Genomic DNA, 20,292 nt, shown 5'->3' on the forward strand with positions numbered 1-20,292 from the left:
TTTTATTATTATTTTTATTATTATTTTTATTATTTATGGAACCGGTTCCTCTGTTTATTGTAAGTTTTTATTTTTTAAAACGAATTGGAACCGGTGCTAAAATAGAACTTACAATAAAGGAGAATGATTATGAATCACAAGGAAATTGCACATGCCATATTAAATGCAATCGGAGGAAAAGAAAATGTTTCAGCTGCAGCACATTGTGCAACAAGGCTGCGTTTAGTATTACAAAATGAAGAAAAAATTGATCAGGCTGCACTAAATAGCTTGGATGTAGTAAAAGGAACCTTTTCAACGGCTGGACAATTTCAGATTATTTTAGGAGCAGGAATTGTTAACGAGGTCTATAAGCCATTAGTAAATCTAGTAGGAATTACTGAAATGTCTACATGTCAGGTGAAAAGTGCAGGAGCGAAAAAACAGAATCCGCTCCTCCAGCTTGTCAAATTACTTTCCGATATTTTTGTACCAATCATTCCAGCCATTGTTGCAGGCGGTCTATTAATGGGGCTTAATAACTTATTAACCGCAAAAGATTTATTTATACATGGGAAATCATTGATTGATGCAAATCCAGGTATTGCTGATTTAGCTGCAATGATTAATACATTTGCAAACGCTGCCTTTGTCTTCTTGCCAGTGCTGATTGGCTTTTCTACCACAAAACGATTTGGCGGAAATGCTTTCTTAGGAGCCGCACTTGGGATGATCATGGTTCATCCGGATTTGTTAAATGCATATGGATATGGAGCAGCATTAGTAGCCCATAAGGTACCTGCATGGCATATTCTCGGTCTTACTATTGAAAAGGTTGGATACCAAGGAACCGTCTTACCTGTTCTTGCATCTTCTTTCATTTTAGCGAAAATTGAAACAAACTTACGAAGAGTCATTCCATCCTCATTGGATAATCTTTTAACACCATTATTATCTATCCTAATAACTGGAGTACTAACATTCACTCTTGTTGGTCCGTTAACGCGCTCTGCTGGTAATCTTTTCACAGATGGAATCGTTTGGTTATATAACACAACAGGCTTTGTTGGCGGAGGGATTTTTGGATTATTTTATGTGCCAATCGTTATTACTGGTATGCACCAAAGCTTTATTGCAGTTGAAACTCAGTTAGTAGCTAATGTAGCCAAAACGGGCGGATCATTCCTATTTCCAATTGCAAGTATGTCTAACGTAGCCCAGGGTGCAGCAACCCTTGCCGTTTTTCTTATTACCAAAGACAAAAAAATGAAAAGCATTGCATCTGCATCTGGGATTTCTGCACTTTTAGGTATTACAGAGCCTGCTATGTTTGGTGTCACCTTAAAACTTAAATACCCGTTTATCGGAGCCATTATTGGTTCGGCGGTTGCTTCTGCATTTGTAACTTTCTTTAAGGTAAGGGCAGTAGCACTTGGTGCAGCAGGACTTCCTGGAATTATTTCTATTAAACCAGCTTCTATTGTTTATTATGTAATTGGAATGGGAATTTCTATTGTCATTGCTTTCTTCCTAACGCTTGTGTTAGCTAAACGAGATGCTAAAAAAAATACTCATGGTCTTGAAAAGAAAGCGGCATAACCAATAGAAATGGAAGGGGAATCAAATGATTTTCCTTTATTGCTTAAAAGGAGTTTGACTAACATGATATGGACAAAAGAACAGCGTTACCGCCATATAGAAGAAGTAAGTCAGAAAGAACTTCTAAAATTGCGATTAAAAGTGAGCGATTGCAATTGGCGTCAAACATTTCACATACAACCTGAAACAGGTCTTTTGAATGATCCGAATGGTTTTTCTTATTATAACGGTGAGTATCACCTATTTTATCAGTGGTTTCCACTTGGTCCCGTGCACGGGTTAAAATATTGGTATCATACTAAATCAAAGGATCTAGTTCATTGGGAAAACGTTGGGATAGGGATTGAACCAACGGATGATTATGACAGCCATGGTGCCTATTCTGGAAGTGCAATTGAACATGATGGAAAATTGTATTTATTGTATACCGGAAACACGCGCGATAAAGATTGGGAAAGACATCCTTATCAACGTCTTGCCATTATGGATAAAGCAGGGGAAATAGTAAAACTGGAACAGCCAGTTATTCGTGATGTTCCAAATGGATATACAGATCATTTCCGTGATCCTAAGATTTGGAAAGAGGGTAATAAATTCTATGCAGTTATTGGGGCGCAACGGGAAAATAAAACAGGCTGTGTGGTATTATATAGTTCGACGGATTTGCTAAATTGGAAATTCGAAGGGGAGCTGAAAACCAATTTAATAAATTTTGGCTATATGTGGGAATGTCCAGATTATTTTGAACTACAGGACCAAGGTGTTTTGATCTTTTCACCACAGGGGCTTGAGCCGAAAGAAGATCACTTTAAAAATATTTATCAATCCGGTTATATTCTTGGAGATAAATTGGATTTAGAAAAACTAACACTCACCCACGCTCCTTTCCAAGAGCTTGATAGAGGATTTGATTTTTATGCACCCCAAACGATGATGGAAGCGGATGGTCGGCGAATTTTAGTAGGTTGGATGGGAATGCCGGAAATTGATTACCCTACCGATAAAAACGGGTGGGCTCATTGTTTGACATTGCCAAGAGAATTATCGATTCGGAAAAGCAAACTAATTCAACAACCAGTAAAAGAGCTTCAAGCACTTCGCAAACAGCAACATGAGATTAAAGAAGTTATTCATTAGGAAAAGAAAATGTATGATGCCTTTACAGGAACATCTTTCGAAATGATTTGTGAGTTTGAAAATTTCGATGCAAAAGAATTTGGAGTCCAGTTTAGGGCTGGTTATTACGAGAAAACCATTATTAAGTATGATGCTGTTCAGAAAAAGGTCATTTTAGACCGAACATTTTCGGGTGAATCCGTAGGGGACCAGTATGGAACCGTTAGAAAATGCTTTATCGATGCATCTAAAATTAAATTTCACCTGTTTGTGGACACATCCTCTGTCGAGATTTTTATAAATGATGGAGAAGAAGTATTTACAAACCGGATCTTCCCTAAGGAAGACAGTAAAGAAATTCGCTTTTTTACAACGGGCGGAAAAGCATTGCTACATGCTACCAAATGGGATTTATGATAAAGATTGATCCAGTAATGTCCAGTAGGTTCCATTCCATCTATAACTGAATCCAGGTTATTTAATCTTTGAAGATTTTTAATCCATATTAGAAAGTTAACAAATCCCTCTTCATTTTTTTTAAATGTAAGTGGATCTCCGACTACAATTCCACGAAAATTTACGGCTCGAGCTACGTGTACTTGTTGATCAATATCCACACCAACAACAAGGTGCTTAACGGAAATTCTTTCTATTAGTTGATTTTGTTTGTTTTGTATTTTAAACTTCATAGTAAGGTTCCTCCTAAGGACGTTTACTTGTACAAATACTTAAACTTCCGGCAATTAATTCTTGCACCTCTTTTGCACAGACAAAAGCATCATTTGATAAAATGTTGGAACATCTTTCACAAAATATCCCAACAGAAATTATTAAAACGATAAATGATGATTTTCAAAACCTGAAAACAAAAATTAAAGAAAAATATGATGTTGAGATCCGTTCTCCTTATGAAGTTTTTTGTAACCCTGCACTACTTACAATCATTTATACAACTAGGGAGTTTCAACCCTTTGGAGAAACATTTGATCAAACTTACAAATTTGTAGGTCCATCCATCTCTTTACGATCAACGCAAGAAAACTTCGACCTTACCGCAATCAAGGGAAAAAGCCTAATTTACATTTCACTGGGTACTGTCTTTAACCAAGCAATTGATTTCTATAAACTTTGTTTTAAGGCATTTGGGAACACTGTTCATACTGTTGTTATGTCTATTGGGGAAAAAGCCCAAATATCTGATTTGGGGGAGATTCCTAAAAACTTTATTGTCAAAAATTATGTTCCACAAACTGAAGTGCTGAAATACACTAAATTATTTATTTGTAAGAAGAACATGGATGTTGTATCATGAAAAATCTCTTGAGACTAAAGTAATTAAAGAGTTTGTAGAATTTGTGAAAAAATTGGATTTTAATTCTACTATTTAAGAAAGCGTGGGCAAATGCTCAGGCTTTTTTTACTTGGTGTCAATCAGGAAAATGTTGTCATTCCTTTTTTGAATGATTGTCGATAATTTATTTGTATTTCAACTGTATGGATATTGTTATTAAAATGAAATTGTTGAGGAAGGAGAGTAATTGGAAGGCAATTCAAAGAAACTTATTACATTTTTAATGGAGCACAAAGGGAAAGATTTCGATGCAATAATAAAGGATGAGATCGAAGGAATCGTTGGGTTTAGTTTTATGAGCTACATTAAAAGGGCAAAAATTCATATTCAAGCAGGGAGAATAACAGTTAGCGAACCTAATACAGGAAAATACTTATGCTTACCGATTAGCGGCATCAAACATACGCTCCTGCATATTTTTAGTTTCCTTGTCATACAAAATCTTTGTTTAATGATATTCAGCACAGGAATATCTAAAATGGCGAAATTTGAGAGCAGTCTATCATCTACCTTTAAAAACAGTGTTGTACAAAGTAATTCGGGTAATTTTGGATTACCTGTCAGTCAGGTTGTTTTTCAGCATAATCCTCTTGGTCTATCGATGGTATTGAAGTAACTGCTTTACATAATCACATGTTAACAGAGAATCCACGTCTGTTCTTTATGCATTTTGGGGCAAATGACGTTCTTTTCAAGTTGGCAAATGCCCTGAGAGAAGCACTGGGTAAAACAGATAAAAGTTAGACAATTTTTTCAGGAATTGAAGGATTATATCGAAGAGTCAAATGATGGAGTAACGTCTTGAAGGACTCTCTCTGCGTCGAATGGCACTTGATTTAGTAAGAATGATAGTGTTATAAGCTCGGCAAAAAGGCGTAAGAATTTACCGTATCAGTTTGGCTGACGAAAGCCTACCCGAGGGGGTGGTGTAAATCATGATGCTTGAGTTGAATGAATATGGTGAGAATGCAAAAGAACCTACAGTAAAAGGTTAAGCTGACGAACTTCTGAATGTACGGGTCTAGAATGGCAATACATAGAAATGTGTATATCACCTAATGTGAGGTTAGCAGTGGATGAGTAAGACTGATTAATATGAAAATCCATGATATGTTACAGGCATATGAACGGCTAACAGGCTTACAGGAAGCACCTAAGTTCATTCCATAATAGAATCTCAAACAAAATTGGATATTTAAATTAACATTAGTATAGAGAGTTTGTGAAGAATTGTACTTAACGGGGCAGGGAGTTCAAGAAGGTACTAATGGAGCAGTTTTCAATACTTCGGAGGCAAGTTAATTGAAGAACCCTTTCAAAAATCATCGTTTTGAGAGGGTTTTATTTTATTTAAAAGTTTGTAGATTTGGAGAGTAAATATGTTTCAAATGATTGCTCAAATTCTAAGTCACATAAACAACCGTTTTGAGCATATTTTCTTAGCGTTGGAAATCCGCATAATCCTGATGCTACCCTTCTATAAACTTCCCCATACTAAAAGAGTAATAAGTTATTTGGAGTAATATGATTTTTTCTACTGTCAATTAAAGCAATACAGTGAGCCAATCGCTCTACCCCTAGTTTAATTTGACTTTCGTTCACTTGAGAGATGCTTAATCGAAGGAGATTTTCCTTTTTATATTCTGGTAAAAACATTCTAGAGGCATCATCAACATATATATGCTGCTCGTTTAGCATATGAACTACCTGTTTTGCTGTCACATTCTCGGGCAAACTGATGGATAGATAGAATCCTGAAGACGGTTTAGAAAAATGAGTATTAGCCGGTAGTAATAATACACATGCTTCTTGAAGGATTTGCATTTTAGTACGGTATACCTCTTTTATTTTTTTGAGATGGCTATTAAACATACCACTTTTTAAATAGATTTCTAGCGCACCTTGAGAAAGTGCTGAACTATTAAAATCCGAACTAAATTTATATCTTAAAAAATTGTTAATCATTAATGTAGGAAGAACGACAGTAGCAATCCTTAACCCTGGGAGAAAAATTTTCGAAAAGCTTTTAATATAAATCACTCTCCCAGAAGGATTAAAAGAAAATAAAGGATCTGATTTTGCATTTGGATCAAGGTCTCCTAAAAAATCATCTTCCACTATATATACATCGTATTTTTCAGCTAACTCAACGATTTTTTTCTTTTCGCTATTTGTGTAACAATGTCCAAGTGGATTGTGAAACCTCGGAATAATATAGAAAAATTTTATATCATTATTTCGAAAAATGTATTCAAGACGATCAAGATCAATCCCTTCCATCGATAACTCAATTCCAAAAGTAGTAGTTTGGTGCAAATTGATGGACTCAATAAATCCGAAATAAGTAGGCTGTTCAATTAGAATATTGTTTTTTCCATTTGGAAATGGCATAGAAACTAATAAATTAAGGGCTTGCTGCGAGCCAGATACAACGACTACTCTTTCAGGTTGAGTGAACACCTGTAAATTCTGCAAATATTTCACTACCTGTACTCGTAATGAGTAAAGCCCTTGTTGATCAGAGTAGGTAAAAAGTTCTTCTTTATATTGTTCAATTGCTTGATTCATACAATGTTGAAATTCAACATAAGGCATAACGTTTTTATCTGGACCAGCAGACAAGAAATCAATCACGTCATTTTCATTCGCCGCATTTTGAAATTCATTCACAACAAAGTAGCCACTTTTAGGAACAGAATAAATTAAATGCTCCTTTTCTAGTTCTGCGTATGCTTTAATGATCGTATTTTTGCTACATGAAAAATACTCAGATAGGTGACGAACAGAAGGGAGTTTACTCCCTGCAATAAGCGCCCCATCTGCTAGCCGAAGCTTAATTTCTTCCATTATCTCGATATATTTTGAGCTCATACATTGATCCCTCTTTAACTGTACTGGTACAGATGGGTAAACAAACGGTTTATTTTCATTATATGTACCTGTTAGTATTTTAATTATATCAGAACTGTTTTTTAAGAAAAGTAGAAAATGGTACAGATGTGATACAAAATAAAAAGATAGGGGTAGGATAAGATGCAGAGAGAAACCAGAGAGAAATTTGGATTATTGTTGGGATTAGTAGGTGTTATTTGTTTTAGCTTAACGCTCCCTTCTACAAGGATTGCAGTAGAGTATTTTGGGACCATGGTCGTCGGTTTAGGAAGAACAGTTGTTGCCGCTATTTTAGTTGCTGTGGTATTAATTGTTCGAAAAGAAAAACTCCCTTCTCCTCGCCAATTCAAAAGTCTACTCGTAGTTGCTTTTGGTGCAGTTTTAGGATTTCCTATCCTCACTTCTAGGGCAATGGAATCCTTGCCTGTTTCTCATGGAGCTGTGGAATTAGCCCTGTTACCATTAGCCACAGTCGGATTTGCTATGTTTAGAGCTGGTGAAATCCCTTCTCTCAAATTCTGGATTTCAAGTATAATCGGCTCTTTAGCTGTAATTGTGTATGCACTTCATCTTGGGTTCGGTCAATTACAATTTGCCGATTTAGCTATACTAGCAGCAGTGATTATACTTGGACTTAGTTATGCAGAAGGTGGGAGATTAGCGAAAGAATTAGGTAGCTGGCAAGTGATTGCTTGGGCAATTATGATCGGTGCTCCATTTTTCATTATTCCAGTTGGGCTAAGCCTTACAACTGAAATGCTCCATGCCCCTTTACGAGCTTGGGTTAGTTTTATTTATCTCGCAGTGGTTAGTCAATTTCTAGCATATGTTGCTTGGTATAGCGGAATGGCTATGGGCGGAATAGCAAGAGTTAGTCAGATTCAATACTTACAACCATTTTTGATGATTCTATTTGCAACAGTATTTCTAGATGAATCCATCACATTTTTCACTCTTGTAATAGCAGTGATTGTTGTCTTTTCTGTTATATTAGGCAAAAATGCTCCCGTATCAAAAAAAGGATCTGTATCAGAGAAAAACTAACTGCATGTTCAATTGAGATAGCTAAATAATTAAATATGAAAAGGAATGAATCGTAGGGCATATAGCTTATGGAATGACCGAATTGTATTAGATGAAGAAGTTGTCATTGATAAAGAAGATCGTGGTTAAAAAACGGTTATCTTATAGAGTAATTATAAATTTAATTATAAGAAAAGATTCTGAGAGGAGAAAAAAACATGTATATTCCTGCACATTTTAAAATTAAAGACGAAACACTCGCCTTCGACATTATGAAGAAACATAGTTTTGCAACTTTTTTTTCTCAACATAATGGAATGCCTTTTGCGACTCATTTACCGTTAATTCTGAACAAGGATAATTCATACTTATATGGACATTTTGCTCGTCCTAATCCTCAGTGGGAAGATATCAAAAATCAAACCGTCTTAGCTATTTTTCATGGTCCGCATTGTTATATCTCCCCATCTTGGTATGAGACGGATATAGCAGTACCAACATGGAATTATGTGACCGTTCATGTTTACGGAGAAGTCGAATTATTAGAGGATGAACATGAGTTAATGAGCTCCTTACATGATATGGTATTGAAGTACGAAGCTCCTGACAGTTCATACAGGTTGCAAGATGTAGATGCTGAGTTTCTCGCTGGTATGAACAAAGGAGTTAAAGGATTCAAAATAAAAATCAACAAAATAGAAGGGAAAGCAAAGTTAAGTCAAAACCATCCATTGCAGAGACAAGAATTAATTGTTAATCAACTGGAACAGATTTCAAATACAGATGAGCAACAGATTTCATTATTAATGAAAGCAAACCTAAAAAAATAACGTTGAATGTTACTGCACTAACGGGAGTGTTGATCCAATAAGGATTACTGTTCTTTTTGTTAAACTTCTTTTAGATCAATTCAGTGACGGAATACATGAGGTAATAGAAGTTTATGACGGAGAAGTGTTTACATTAAAGGAACACTTCTAGAACGTTTTTACTCAAGTGCGATCCAAATAATGTAGGGAGTATAAGATGCCGAGGGAGCTCTTTTTGAAGTACGGTATTTCTTTAAAAAGAGCAGTATCTATGTTTCCATGTGTATTCTTATGTTTTTTGTAAACTCTATATGTTTTCTGTAAAACTCTTGATGAACAGGATAACTTCTGTTCCTTAATGCCCCATAAAATTGATCTACAGTTTCAGTAAATACTTTTTCTTTATTGGCAGGATACAGATATTCAACTTTTATTGAATCATTTGGCTTGTTAGTTTGTGCAAAGATATTGTTTGCTGTGAAAAATAAAAAGAAAACAGTAATAAGTAGTACTTTACCTTGTTGTTCCATCACCAATTTACCTCCTAGTTTTAACCCTTTCTTATACATTTAGGCTTTCCTATTAAAAGGCTTTACTAGGAGCAGTGAATATTTACCTTTATCAAAAGGGGTATTATAGAATGGTAGAGGGGAATGAGTAAAATAATGCTTTTGCTTAGCGGAAGGTTAATTGTTGTGCTTGGATTTATATGTTATTTGGGAAGACTTATATTATTATGGATTAAATATAAAAACCAGAAACAGGTTTTCTGGTTAAAGGAAGTTATTGTATTTCTTTTTGTAATATACATATGTATGGTTGTTTCTGTGACTTTATTTCCTATACCAATAGGGTTTCATTCAAATACTGAAAATATATACCGTTCAATAAATGTTATGCCCCTTGTATCTATTATTAAAAGTATCAGTCAAATTGGTATTGCTTATGGCGGTGATGCTCAATTTATGATTGGACTGATTGTAAGAAATGTAGGTGGCAATATTTTATTACTGATGCCTTTAAGCTTTTTAGCACCACTAATATGGAATAAATTTAAACGTTTTAAAAATATTATGTTGTTAGGTTTTGTGATATCAGTCAGCATTGAACTTTTACAATTAGTAGAGACGATGTTATCAGGGGGATGGGGACGAATCACTGACATTAATGATGTAATATGCAATGTGCTAGGTGTTACAGTTGGATATCTTATTTATAAGTTTACTTTTAAATTAATTGATCATTTTCAAATAAAAATATTACAAAAATTGAATTCTGGAAGATCGGAACTGTTTGATAAGAATAATGAAGTTGAAATATAGATTAAAACAAAAATGGTTGCTTTCTTCAAATTAGTCATAGCGTGATACTTGTGTCTGTTTCTTATTAAACTTAATGGGTGTTTAGTCAAATAACTGAGGTAGTTTTTTCAAATTTTCCATATTCAGCAATCGGGCGCAATTCCAGAATAAGAAATGCGCTCCTTCTTTATGTAAAGGGCCAGATTGTGGAATAAAAAAGAAGATTTTTGGAAGAGAAATTAGAGTAAAAAAGACCGATTTTTTCGGTCCTTTTTGTATGTCTTCTGCGTCACTTTTAATGTAAATACTTTGCATCCATTAACGCAATTATATAAAAATTTTTCCTTCCCCTACTTTCACACAAGCTCCTCCGATTTTGACTTTTTTATAAACATTTCCTTCTTTACTGATAGAAATATCAACAAAACTTGGACGACCCATTTCTAAACCTTGTTCGCTACGAATGGTATATGTTCCATTTTTATTGAATGGAATGATTGCATATTCGATGAGATAAGCCCCTAAAGGTCCACTAGCGTTACCAGTAGCGGGATCCTCAGTAATCCCCATGGCAGGGGCAAACATACGGCCATGTACCGTTGAACTAGGATTTACGGTTTCTTGCGTGAATACGAAAATATGTTGCGTATCCTTATTAACTGAAAAAGATTGCTGCCACACATCATTTCGGAAGTTGATACGTTTCATGGCATCTAGTGAACGTATAGGAATATATAAGAAAGGGACACCAGATGAAATCGTTTGAATAGGCAAGTTAGTATCTATTTCGTCACTAGACAATGATAAAAGATCAGCAATGACCTGGGTGTCATGATACACTTCTCCAAATATTGGGATCGGCTGACTCATTTCGGCCTTTGTGATTTTATCATGCTCTTTATAAACAGTTACGCGAATATCTCCTACTCCTTCTTCCAAAATCCACTCATTAACCCCTTGTACTGTCTCTACCCAATTTTCAAGTCCTAAGAGAAATGCGGTTCCTACTGTTGGATGACCTGCTACTGGCAACTCAATTTGCGGAGTGAAGATTCGTACTTTTTTTGTTTTGGTCTGATCGCTAGGTGGGAAAATAAACACTGTTTCTGATAGATTCAATTCCCGAGCTATTTTTTGCATTACATCTGTAGCAAGTGGTTTTGAGGATTGAAATACAGCCAGTTGATTACCTCCAAACCTTTGATCAGTAAAAACGTCGACTAGAACGAAAGATAATTCCTCCATTATCTTTTCTCCTTTCAATAAAAACTCTAATAAAAGAATAACCCTTATATACCGAATTTTACAACTATTATATAAGCAAGTGCTTATTGGGTTATATCTCAGGATAGAAACATGTATTAGACATCATCCACATGATTTAGAGGAATATTTAAAAGCTTGGATTTACTGGAAGGACATAATCAAAGAAACATAATTTTAGTTTTATGGTTATTCAGCAATAGGGCGCCATTCTTAAAGAAGGCTTTTTTTGTATTGGGCCAGATTGTGGAAAAACACTTGGTAGTTAGTTTGGATGTTTATGTTAAAAAATGGAGATTGTGGAGGAATGTACTTAAAGTAACTGGCAGGTTACTTTAGGAAGGAAAAAACAAATTTTTTGTTGAAGTAATACATTCAAATAGGTCAGGGGGGATTTGATAATACAAAAAATTGATGACCAAGTTTCTTTGAAGTTGTTCAATGTGGATGATGCAGAGGAATTTTTCAATTTAATTATAAGTTCAAAAGAATATCTTAAAAAATGGCTTGGCTAGCTTGATAACATAAAAGAGGTCAAAGATACTGTGGAAACGATTAAATCTAGACTACGAGAAATGGAGGAAACCGGAGGATATCCCAAATCAGTTCTTATCCTTTATGAAGGAGAGATCGCAGGTACTATAGGGTTTAACCAACTAAATAAGACAAGTAGAATAGGGGTTATTGGTTATTGGCTTGGTGAAAAATTTCAGGGAAAAGGTATAATGACAAGAGCACTCAAGTCTTTTATTGATTATGGATTTTAAGAGCTTGGGCTTAATCGAATTGAAGTCAGAGTGGCGGTTGAAAATAAAAAAAGTAGAGCACTACCTGAACGATTAGGATTTACAGAAGAAGGTAGATTAAGAGAAGCTGAAAGGTTATATGACCATTATGTTGATCATATTATTTATGGACTGTTGACTGAGGAATGGACTTAACAATTTAAATACCTTCTTCAACAGGCTAACAGTTTAAAAAGGATCAGCTGCACATGCAGAATGTGATCAAGTTTAATGGAGGGATCCAAGTGCATATCAGAAACTCGGCAAAAGGTATTATAATTAGTGGAGATAAGATTTTACTGACAAAAAATCAAGATAATGAGGGCTATTTTTATCTTTTTCCTGGCGGTGGACAAGAACACGGTGAAACAATTCATAATGCCTTAATAAGAGAGTGTATTGAAGAAGTTGGACAACAAGTAGAAATCGGAGAACTTCTCCATATTCGTGAGTATATTGGGAAAAATCACGAACATTCTTCATTCGATTTTAATGTTCACCAAGTTGAGTATTATTTTATTTGCAAAATAGTAAATGAAACAGATAGTAATAAAGAACCCACTAATCCTGATAGTCATCAAGTAGGGATTGAATGGATACATATTAATGATTTACTTCAATACAGGGTTTATCCTAAAGAGTTAATAAAGTATATTATAAAGCATTTTAATGATGTGAAATCTCCAGTTTATTTAGGGGATATTAATTGAAACCTTGTGCCACAAACGGGTGCAAGAATTTAAGATTGGGACTGCTGCTGCAATTCATTTTTAGTGCACTAACTAGAACTATTTATGTAGTTTATCCTTACAAAATAAAATTAAGGAAATAGAAGGTGAATATATGCTAAGATGTGCCTGGTGTATGAAAAAAATTAGTAATAACAAACCAGTATTTGGGCTAAGTGTTAAGTTTGCTGAATGTATTGATTACACTGAAGATGAAGGGAAAATTATTCAAATAGGTCTACACACTCGTAACACAAGTGTCCCGATGATTGTAACTGCAAGAGATTCAGAAGCCAAATTACAAGGAACTGATGGTATATTTGCGTTATGCAGTGAGAAGTGTGGAATAAAAATGAAGGATACCGTAACCAAGGAATTAGCAATTTTTAAGGAATTTAAAGATATTTCTCTTCAATAGTATTGAGAAGTTTAAACAAAATTATTTCTGCTTAACTTGGGCGTTTCTAATAATAAAGGGGACCCAATCTAGAGAATATTTTTATCTAAGGAGTGGTAGAAATGTCGCGTGTTTTATTTATTAATGCTGGATCAGAAGGACATATTAATCCAACCATTGGCGTTGTGAAAGAGCTTATTTATCGTGGAGAAGAGGTCGTCTACTTTACGATTGAAGCTTATCGAGATCGGATTGAGAGAACGGGAGCGGTCGTACGAACACTTGACGGTGACAAAATTTTAAAAGCCTTTATCTCAGGCGGACGAAATTATTTACTCGAAAGGATCAACGGTCTTTTACGAACGGCAGATATCGTCATCCCCAGCGTTCTGGAACAGATCAAAGGAGAGCATTTTGATTACATCATCCACGATTCCATGTTTGGCTGCGGACGTCTGCTTGCCCAGATCCTTAAGCTTCCAGCCATCAATTCTTGTACATCGTTTGCACAATCAAAAATATCATTCAAGAGAATCTTAGAACGTCTGTCTCAAAACGTACCGGCAGAAATACACGATGATTATCAAAACCTGATCTTAGAGATCAAGGAAAAATATAATGTGGAAATCCATTCTCCATATGAAGTTTTTTGCAATCCGGCACTCATGACGATCGTCTATACAACTAGAGAGTTTCAACCTTTTGGTGAAGCTTTTGACCAAACCTACAAATTTGTTGGTCCATCCATCTCTTCACGATGGCCGCAAGATTTTGACCTTGCTGCCATCGCAGGAAAGAGGCCTATTTACATTTCACTAGGTACTGTCTTTAACCAAGCAATTGATTTCTATAAGCTTTGTTTTAAGGCATTTGGCAACACTGATCATACCGTTGTCATGTCTATCGGGAAACAAAACCAACTAGGGGATTTGGGAGATATTCCAGATAACTTCATTGTTAAACAGTATGTCCCACAAACCGAAGTGCTCCAATACGCTAAATTATTTATCACCCATGGTGGAATGAACAGTACTAATGAGGGTCTCTATTACGGGGTTCCACTCATTGTCATCCCACAAAACGCAGATCAGCCGATTATTGCCGGGCGAGTAGCCTCTATTGGAGCCGGGATTCAATTCCAAATGCAGAGCCTGACCGCAGACCAGCTACGTGAAGCTGCTGATCAAGTATTGAACGATCCATCTTTCCATAAAGCTGTCGGCCATATTAGTGAATCCTTTCAAAAGTCAGGCGGGTATCGCCAAGCGGTTGATGAGATTTTCGAGTTTAAAAGTCAATATGATATCTAATATTAAAATTTTTCAGCTGCCATTATTGGTAGCTTTCTCTTTTCTCTTTCTCAAGTAACGGGCGCAAAAATTGAAAAGTTAAAATGGAGTCGTCATTTAAAAAATTAAAGATTGATTATGAAACTATCATGAAAATAAGTTTCCTAAAGATTTGAAAAATGACAATACTTAAGAAGACCCTGCTCAATCGTTAAAAAAAGAGAAGAGCGTAAATTAATAAGTCTATGAATGGGTTGACTGGATTAAGGTCAGTATCAGTATTGACACTTCCTAACCATTTTCATTCTCTGTGGTGCAGCACTTTTGTGCTGCATGGATGGCTAAAGGGGAGTTTAGTTGATTAAAGAAAATGTATGTGAAAGCAGTTAATGTATTTCGAATGTTCTACAAACAAGTTCCGTTTTTAGAGGATAAAGGAAATGTTTGTTGTATATATAATAAGTCAGCTAAAAAAGCCGGAAATATATAAAGGTGAATAAAATCTTGTATATTTTCGACTTATTAAAAATATTCGATTTGATGTTAAAGTACAAGTTTACCGTTCAGATCTATCTGAACTTGAACTTAGGCTCTGTCTGAATATAATAAGCATTTCTTACCTCTGCACTCCAATTTGCAAAGGCTTCTCTCCATTCAATAGTGCTAAAGAATTCATCAACAGTTTGATTTTCAGAATCCCAAATTATAAATGTGTTGAGAGGGGCAATTCCTCCTGCCCAAATTCCATTATTTTCGTCAGTATTATCTTCCCTTACTAATAATAAGGGTAGACCAAATTGAAAAGCCATTGAAGGTTCTACTTGTGAATAAACTGACCCTTCCCAGAACGGAGTAGTTGATGGGGGTTGGCCTACATTGGTGTTAACTATTTCAACGAAAAAACGACGAAAGTTCACTGCCAACATTCCATAGCTTGATGAAACTAATCGACGAATATCAGTTAAAATGATTTCGGGATAACTTTCGCTTAAAGGTAATGTACGTGGAAAAAGCAAAGCATTCTCGATCTCTAAAATTAGACGGTTTTGAAACTGTTGTTGTTTGTCATTTAAATGAGTTGTCGTACTTAAAAATATGGGAATACGATAGGCACGCTCAATACATTCTTGGTGTCCCGATGATTGATATACTTTTTCTTCCTTTAAAAGTTCATTTTTAGAATTTCTTGATGAATCTGTGCGTAAATTTCCTTTATATTTCTTCACTTTCTCATCTCCTTTTTTAATTAGTCTATGGGAAAGGATTAAGTGAGATTGGACATTACAATCTGATTTCTAAAATTAGGACTTTAAAAAACAAAAACTAATAATTTTGCATAAATTCAAATTTTAATTTCGTTTGATTATTTATGTAAATAACCGAGGGATTTATCGTATCATAGTTTCACTTTAGTTCTAAATCCTAAAATGAGGCTGTCCATATAGCTTATTCTTCATCTCGGGCAGCCTCATATTTGATTTATTTTTGTTGTAACACTCATTTCCTTGTTTCTTTTCGTATAACAGGTGCTACTTCTGTCGCCAATCGCTCAATGTTTTCGGCAACTTTTTTAAAGGGCATACCACCTATGTCCATTTGCGCAATAAACCGCTGGTGACCAAACAACTCGTATTGACGCATGATTTTTTCGATGATCTGCTGTGAGCTTCCAACAAAAAGGGCTGTTTCTTTTCCGGACATCAGTTCAAAATCAGCTCTTGAAAAAGTCGTATTTACCCCATGTCTACGATTAAGGTGGTGCCAATAATTTGAATGATACGGGTAAAATTCTTCTATTGCCTGCTGATTCGTTTTTGAAATATAAGCGTGTCCGGTAACTCCAACCTTCAAATTTTCCAGAGCATGACCGGTTTGAACAGCTGATTCCCGGTATCGGTTAACAAGCGGCTCATAAAGATTTGGATCACCGCCAAGTATTACTAATGTTAATCCAGTACCTAATCTACCCGCTCGTTCTGCACTTTCCAGAGTCCCTCCAACACCTACCCATACCGGGATTTCTTGTTGAACAGGACGCGGTGCAATTTCTGCATCCTTCAATGATGAACGATAACGACCATTCCAGGTAACCAATTCCTTCGCATTTAGCTTTAGAAAAAGCTCAATGTGTTCTTCAAACAATTCGTCATAATTCTCTAGATCATATCCGAAAAGTGGGAATGAGTCTAAAAAAGCCCCACGCCCCGCAATGATTTCAGCCCGTCCATTTGATATAAGATCAAGTGTTGCAAATTCCTCGAATAAACGAACAGGGTCTACGGTGTTTAATACGGTTGTAGCACTGGTCAGCTTAATTCGCTTTGTGACTTGTGAAATGGCTGACAAGACGACTGGCGGTGCGGACACTGCGTAATCTAAACGGTGATGTTCTCCCACGCCAAATACATCCAGCCCTGCTTCATCCGCCATTTTTGCAGCCTTGATTATTTCTTCTATTCGCTGCTTTGCACTAATGGTTTTCCCTGTATGTGGATTAGGGTATAAATCCGCTAATGAATAAATTCCAATTTCCATACCAATATGACTGGCAGCCTTCAAGTTCCTCTCCTCCATAATGGTGTAAAATACCTTTTACTTAATACTATTCAATCTTTTGAAAAAAGGAATTAATCATTGGGTAATGCTTCAAAAAATTAAAAAATACAAATTCCCCCTTTTATTGCACCTTCTGGACGTTTTTTGATTTGTAAATATATGCATTTAAATAATCGGAGTGCGTTACTGGAACAATGGTATTCCCTTTTTTTCTTCAAGTAACGAGGAGTTAAAAAGAAATAACATTACGTGTGGGCAGGCCATTCCTAAAACAAGTGAAGTCTGTCGGAAAAATATCATTAAAAAACAAGGCTAAAACGATTCAATTGAGTAGTAAATTTCGCTATAATTACAAATTAAAGGGGGTGCTTACAGATGGAGAATCACATAAGATTGTCTGGTACTTCTTCCACTCATGCAAAGCCTAGTATTGGAAAGGCGATACTTTGCATGGGGCGAAACATTTAATTTTATCGCTGAACAAGCTTTTCTAATATTTTGGCTTTGCACCTTATTTATTTCAAAATCAAAATAAGGGGCGGGCAAAATTGAAATATATTAATGCAAACAAAGTTTTACCGGAAAAGCTAATCGTGGAAATCCAAAAGTATATCCAAGGGGAAACCCTTTACATTCCTAAGCAGGAAACGGAGTATTGCAAATGGGGAACTTCAAGTGGCGGGAGACGGCTACTTGATCGCCGTAATGCCGCAATTAGAAATTCTTTTATTAGTGGCAGCAATATCCAGCAACTTGCTAAGGAATATTTCCTCTCAACCGAAACCATTAAAAAAATTGTCTATTCACATAAAAAGTAGGTGAACAGCACTGGTGAAAATCCTTCATCAGTGCTTTTTTATGTAAGGTAGTTTTCGCAAAGATTGTGGTTTTTCGTACGATATGTCTAACCCGTACGAATTAAGGTATCGTGGCATCTTTTCGTCATTTTTTAAACTTTATATCCGGAAACTTTGTTTTGTTCGTTTATTTTATATTAATAGCAACAAAGTTTACGAAAAGAGCCTTATGTAAAAAACGTTTCTAAGTCATCTTCTCCATTTTAGAAGCTTGCTGCATTTTTTAAAATAAGTGTAAAGAGACGTCAGCAAAATAATAGGAGAAACGTGATGACAGAAAAATTTATTAAAAATGAACAGTTGAATTTTATAAAAAAACAGATTGCTTTGATTAAGGACAGTACCAAAAAGAATGTACCCCCAACCGTTTTGGCTGCTGTGATCGACTTAGCCAATGCCAAAATCTTGGACCTCATTCCGAATGCATCATTGGATCAACAAAAAATGCTGGATCTTTCCAGACTGAAAATAGATGACGAGTATGATCAATATATCCAGCATCTTTCGGCCTTTTTGCAGCCCTTTCCAAAAATCACCGAGCAGCAACTGAAAAAAATGTTTCCGAAGAATAAAAAATTAAAGCTGCCTGATTTATCAAAAATAGACCATAGCCAGCTGACTTATTTAAGCTGGAACGATCTAAGATCGAATAAAAAATTTATTGTGTATGAGCTGGATGGAAAAATGGTTGGCATTGAATGTAAATTTACACCGACTAGTAAATATAATATTTGTTCCTTTTGTAATTGTTTTGGCGAGGTTGCCTATTTTTCCACTGTAACAAAAGAGAAAAAATCTAAAAACCCGGATTATTACAAGGCCATCGGCAATCTTATTTGCGCCGATAGCAGCGAATGCAATAACAAAATAACCAATGTCGAATATTTAGCAACTTTTCTAAAAGACTCACTAGGAATGTAAAAACTTCACATGGTGCCTAAAATACCACCCATCATGTCAATGAGTGTATAACAAATATGGTAAATGAATTGTTCAATATTAAAAAGGCTGTCATATCCCAAATATTGAAACAAAAAAATGATCAGAGAATAAAACAATCCTGCAATAATATACTATATGCCATTTGATTTTAAGATGTATAATTTGCTTGGGCAGTATCTCTGGAACTGCACCTTGATAGTAACTTACACAAATTAAAAGGTTTCTGCCTAGATCCGATTGCCGGACCGGGACAGAGGGATGGAACATGTAAAAGAGTATTTTAGATCCTCTGCCTTCAGAAGGATCTTTTTATTTGCTCTTCGAATTGTTTAACCTCTCACCTAATTAAAGGAGGGAATATGATGAAACAAACTACAGATTTCTTGAAAATGAAGCAAAGCAATGAAAAGATTGTCATGTTAACAGCCTATGACTATCCTTCTGCAAAACTTGCAGAACAGGGGGGCGTTGACGTCATTTTGGTTGGGGATTCGCTTGGAATGGTGGTTCTGGGTTACGATTCAACAATCCCAGTTACACTCGAAGACATGATTCATCACACGAAAGCTGTTAAACGAGGAGCAAAGGATACATTTATCATTACGGATATGCCGTTTTTAACCTATCATTTATCTTTTGGAGATACAATAATCAATGCTGGGAGATTAATTCAAGAAGCCGGTGCCCATGCTGTGAAGCTGGAAGGTGCCGATGAAGTCATCGAACATATCGCCGCCCTGACAAGGGCAGGAATTCCTGTCTGCTCCCACCTTGGGCTGACACCGCAATCCGTCGGAGTTTTAGGCGGATATAAGGTGCAGGGAAAAGATACGTCAGCCGCTAAAAAATTGCTGGAAGATGCTAAGCAATGTGAAGCGGCAGGGGCATTTGCGCTTCTTTTGGAATGTGTTCCAAGACAACTTGCAGAAGAAGTAACCAAAGCCCTATCGATTCCGGTGATTGGAATCGGTGCTGGATTAGATGTGGATGCCCAGGTTCTCGTCTATCATGATATTTTAGGCTATGGTGTTGAGCGGGTCCCTAAGTTTGTCAAACAATACCATTCCGTGAATCCGTTTATATTGGAATCAATTCAAGCTTATACTGCTGATGTGAAGAATAAACGTTTTCCTGAAGAGAAACATTCTTTTACGATGAAGGAAGAGGAACTGAAAGGACTTTATGGAGGCAAGCAATGAAGGTAATTACAACTTGCTAAAAGGCAGGATTCACATAAAAGTCATTCAGGAGAATTATGACGTTGTGCTCCTGTTGGCACACTCTATCCGGGAAGGGACAGCATCAGCTTCTCCTTCACTTCGTGCACTACGGACGTAAAAAGACCCTGGTTTCCTGCTTAGCGTAAGGAAATCAGGGTTTTGACGTATCAGCACCCAAAATTTGT

General features: G+C 35.9%; 19 protein-coding genes and 3 pseudogenes. 15 read left to right on the forward strand and 7 right to left on the reverse strand.

Features of this window, described 5'->3' with window-relative positions:
• The first annotated feature begins 129 nt into the window (after window positions 1–129).
• Window positions 130–1,578, forward strand: coding sequence for a sucrose-specific PTS transporter subunit IIBC (locus J2S10_RS07035; RefSeq protein WP_307405861.1), 1,449 nt, complete (start codon window positions 130–132; stop codon window positions 1,576–1,578).
• A 63-nt stretch (window positions 1,579–1,641) separates the two neighbouring features.
• A pseudogene (locus tag J2S10_RS07040) lies at window positions 1,642–3,111 on the forward strand (glycoside hydrolase family 32 protein).
• A 2-nt stretch (window positions 3,112–3,113) separates the two neighbouring features.
• Here J2S10_RS07040 and J2S10_RS07045 read toward each other — a convergent pair.
• Window positions 3,114–3,383: pseudogene (locus J2S10_RS07045) on the reverse strand (IS110 family transposase); the annotation flags it as partial.
• Between the two features lie 17 nt (window positions 3,384–3,400).
• Between J2S10_RS07045 and J2S10_RS07050 the strand changes: the two are divergent.
• From J2S10_RS07050 to J2S10_RS07060, 3 genes and pseudogenes are all read left to right on the forward strand, one after another.
• Window positions 3,401–3,994, forward strand: a pseudogene (locus tag J2S10_RS07050) (glycosyltransferase); the annotation flags it as partial.
• A 238-nt stretch (window positions 3,995–4,232) separates the two neighbouring features.
• Entirely contained in the window at window positions 4,233–4,661 is a 429-nt protein-coding gene (locus J2S10_RS07055) for a hypothetical protein (RefSeq protein WP_307405863.1), read from the forward strand.
• 17 nt (window positions 4,662–4,678) lie between these two features.
• On the forward strand, window positions 4,679–4,789 hold the full coding sequence (locus J2S10_RS07060; RefSeq protein WP_307405865.1) for a DUF1259 domain-containing protein: 111 nt from the start codon (window positions 4,679–4,681) through the stop codon (window positions 4,787–4,789).
• A 750-nt stretch (window positions 4,790–5,539) separates the two neighbouring features.
• Here J2S10_RS07060 and J2S10_RS07065 read toward each other — a convergent pair.
• A complete protein-coding gene (locus tag J2S10_RS07065) occupies window positions 5,540–6,916 on the reverse strand; it encodes an aminotransferase-like domain-containing protein (protein WP_307405868.1) in 1,377 nt (458 codons plus the stop codon).
• A 162-nt stretch (window positions 6,917–7,078) separates the two neighbouring features.
• Here J2S10_RS07065 and J2S10_RS07070 point away from each other — a divergent pair, with 162 nt between their 5' ends.
• Window positions 7,079–7,981, forward strand: coding sequence for a DMT family transporter (locus tag J2S10_RS07070; protein ID WP_307405871.1), 903 nt, complete (start codon window positions 7,079–7,081; stop codon window positions 7,979–7,981).
• A 197-nt stretch (window positions 7,982–8,178) separates the two neighbouring features.
• Entirely contained in the window at window positions 8,179–8,790 is a 612-nt protein-coding gene (locus J2S10_RS07075; protein ID WP_307405873.1) for an FMN-binding negative transcriptional regulator, read from the forward strand.
• A gap of 248 nt (window positions 8,791–9,038) precedes the next feature.
• Here the strand turns inward: J2S10_RS07075 and J2S10_RS07080 are convergent, their stop codons facing one another.
• The gene (locus tag J2S10_RS07080) at window positions 9,039–9,302 is read right to left on the reverse strand and encodes a hypothetical protein (RefSeq protein WP_307405875.1); all 264 of its coding nucleotides are present in this window, start codon (window positions 9,300–9,302) and stop codon (window positions 9,039–9,041) included.
• 132 nt (window positions 9,303–9,434) lie between these two features.
• On the opposite strand from J2S10_RS07080, the gene J2S10_RS07085 reads away from it, so the two are divergent.
• Complete coding sequence (locus J2S10_RS07085; RefSeq protein WP_307406767.1) at window positions 9,435–10,091, forward strand: VanZ family protein; 657 nt, start codon at window positions 9,435–9,437, stop codon at window positions 10,089–10,091.
• Between the two features lie 306 nt (window positions 10,092–10,397).
• On the opposite strand, the gene J2S10_RS07090 is transcribed toward J2S10_RS07085, so the two are convergent.
• On the reverse strand, window positions 10,398–11,315 hold the full coding sequence (locus J2S10_RS07090) for a PhzF family phenazine biosynthesis protein (RefSeq protein ID WP_307405877.1): 918 nt from the start codon (window positions 11,313–11,315) through the stop codon (window positions 10,398–10,400).
• A 563-nt stretch (window positions 11,316–11,878) separates the two neighbouring features.
• Between J2S10_RS07090 and J2S10_RS07100 the strand changes: the two genes are divergently transcribed.
• The 4 genes from J2S10_RS07100 (at window position 11,879) to J2S10_RS07115 (ending at window position 14,553) form a co-directional block, all read left to right on the forward strand.
• Window positions 11,879–12,100, forward strand: coding sequence for a GNAT family N-acetyltransferase (locus tag J2S10_RS07100; RefSeq protein ID WP_307405879.1), 222 nt, complete (start codon window positions 11,879–11,881; stop codon window positions 12,098–12,100).
• Window positions 12,101–12,327: 227 nt separating this feature from the next.
• Window positions 12,328–12,828: an NUDIX domain-containing protein gene (locus J2S10_RS07105; protein ID WP_307405882.1), complete on the forward strand. Its 501-nt coding sequence runs from the start codon at window positions 12,328–12,330 to the stop codon at window positions 12,826–12,828.
• Between the two features lie 154 nt (window positions 12,829–12,982).
• On the forward strand, window positions 12,983–13,264 hold the full coding sequence (locus tag J2S10_RS07110; protein WP_307405884.1) for a hypothetical protein: 282 nt from the start codon (window positions 12,983–12,985) through the stop codon (window positions 13,262–13,264).
• A gap of 101 nt (window positions 13,265–13,365) precedes the next feature.
• Window positions 13,366–14,553, forward strand: coding sequence for a macrolide family glycosyltransferase (locus tag J2S10_RS07115; protein WP_307405886.1), 1,188 nt, complete (start codon window positions 13,366–13,368; stop codon window positions 14,551–14,553).
• A gap of 548 nt (window positions 14,554–15,101) precedes the next feature.
• Here J2S10_RS07115 and J2S10_RS07120 read toward each other — a convergent pair.
• Window positions 15,102–15,758 (reverse strand): hypothetical protein, encoded by a 657-nt coding sequence (locus tag J2S10_RS07120; RefSeq protein ID WP_307405889.1) that lies wholly within the window; start codon window positions 15,756–15,758, stop codon window positions 15,102–15,104.
• A 271-nt stretch (window positions 15,759–16,029) separates the two neighbouring features.
• Window positions 16,030–17,067 (reverse strand): LLM class flavin-dependent oxidoreductase, encoded by a 1,038-nt coding sequence (locus J2S10_RS07125; protein WP_307406769.1) that lies wholly within the window; start codon window positions 17,065–17,067, stop codon window positions 16,030–16,032.
• A gap of 569 nt (window positions 17,068–17,636) precedes the next feature.
• Between J2S10_RS07125 and J2S10_RS07130 the strand changes: the two genes are divergently transcribed.
• Together J2S10_RS07130 and J2S10_RS07135 are read left to right on the forward strand one after the other, a co-directional pair.
• Window positions 17,637–17,906, forward strand: coding sequence for a CD3324 family protein (locus J2S10_RS07130; RefSeq protein ID WP_307405892.1), 270 nt, complete (start codon window positions 17,637–17,639; stop codon window positions 17,904–17,906).
• Between the two features lie 309 nt (window positions 17,907–18,215).
• Window positions 18,216–18,866: a FusB/FusC family EF-G-binding protein gene (locus J2S10_RS07135; RefSeq protein ID WP_307405894.1), complete on the forward strand. Its 651-nt coding sequence runs from the start codon at window positions 18,216–18,218 to the stop codon at window positions 18,864–18,866.
• A gap of 5 nt (window positions 18,867–18,871) precedes the next feature.
• Here J2S10_RS07135 and J2S10_RS07140 read toward each other — a convergent pair whose 3' ends face one another.
• Window positions 18,872–19,003: a hypothetical protein gene (locus tag J2S10_RS07140; protein ID WP_307405896.1), complete on the reverse strand. Its 132-nt coding sequence runs from the start codon at window positions 19,001–19,003 to the stop codon at window positions 18,872–18,874.
• 246 nt (window positions 19,004–19,249) lie between these two features.
• Here J2S10_RS07140 and panB point away from each other — a divergent pair, with 246 nt between their 5' ends.
• Window positions 19,250–20,086, forward strand: coding sequence for a 3-methyl-2-oxobutanoate hydroxymethyltransferase (gene panB / locus J2S10_RS07145; protein ID WP_307405898.1), 837 nt, complete (start codon window positions 19,250–19,252; stop codon window positions 20,084–20,086).
• Window positions 20,087–20,292 lie beyond the last annotated feature (206 nt).

Source organism: Neobacillus ginsengisoli (assembly GCF_030813055.1).

What these genes read in the sequence shown, in the direction of transcription:
- J2S10_RS07065 (WP_307405868.1), bottom strand. Translation starts at nt 6,916, where the DNA reads ATGAGCTCAAAATATATCGAGATAATGGAAGAAATTAAGCTTCGGCTA.
- J2S10_RS07070 (WP_307405871.1), top strand. Translation starts at nt 7,079, where the DNA reads ATGCAGAGAGAAACCAGAGAGAAATTTGGATTATTGTTGGGATTAGTA.
- J2S10_RS07085 (WP_307406767.1), top strand. Translation starts at nt 9,435, where the DNA reads ATGCTTTTGCTTAGCGGAAGGTTAATTGTTGTGCTTGGATTTATATGT.
- J2S10_RS07110 (WP_307405884.1), top strand. Translation starts at nt 12,983, where the DNA reads ATGAAAAAAATTAGTAATAACAAACCAGTATTTGGGCTAAGTGTTAAG.
- J2S10_RS07115 (WP_307405886.1), top strand. Translation starts at nt 13,366, where the DNA reads ATGTCGCGTGTTTTATTTATTAATGCTGGATCAGAAGGACATATTAAT.
- J2S10_RS07035 (WP_307405861.1), top strand. Translation starts at nt 130, where the DNA reads ATGAATCACAAGGAAATTGCACATGCCATATTAAATGCAATCGGAGGA.
- J2S10_RS07105 (WP_307405882.1), top strand. Translation starts at nt 12,328, where the DNA reads ATGCAGAATGTGATCAAGTTTAATGGAGGGATCCAAGTGCATATCAGA.
- J2S10_RS07075 (WP_307405873.1), top strand. Translation starts at nt 8,179, where the DNA reads ATGTATATTCCTGCACATTTTAAAATTAAAGACGAAACACTCGCCTTC.
- J2S10_RS07135 (WP_307405894.1), top strand. Translation starts at nt 18,216, where the DNA reads ATGACAGAAAAATTTATTAAAAATGAACAGTTGAATTTTATAAAAAAA.
- J2S10_RS07060 (WP_307405865.1), top strand. Translation starts at nt 4,679, where the DNA reads ATGTTAACAGAGAATCCACGTCTGTTCTTTATGCATTTTGGGGCAAAT.
- J2S10_RS07090 (WP_307405877.1), bottom strand. Translation starts at nt 11,315, where the DNA reads ATGGAGGAATTATCTTTCGTTCTAGTCGACGTTTTTACTGATCAAAGG.
- panB (WP_307405898.1), top strand. Translation starts at nt 19,250, where the DNA reads ATGAAACAAACTACAGATTTCTTGAAAATGAAGCAAAGCAATGAAAAG.
- J2S10_RS07125 (WP_307406769.1), bottom strand. Translation starts at nt 17,067, where the DNA reads ATGGAAATTGGAATTTATTCATTAGCGGATTTATACCCTAATCCACAT.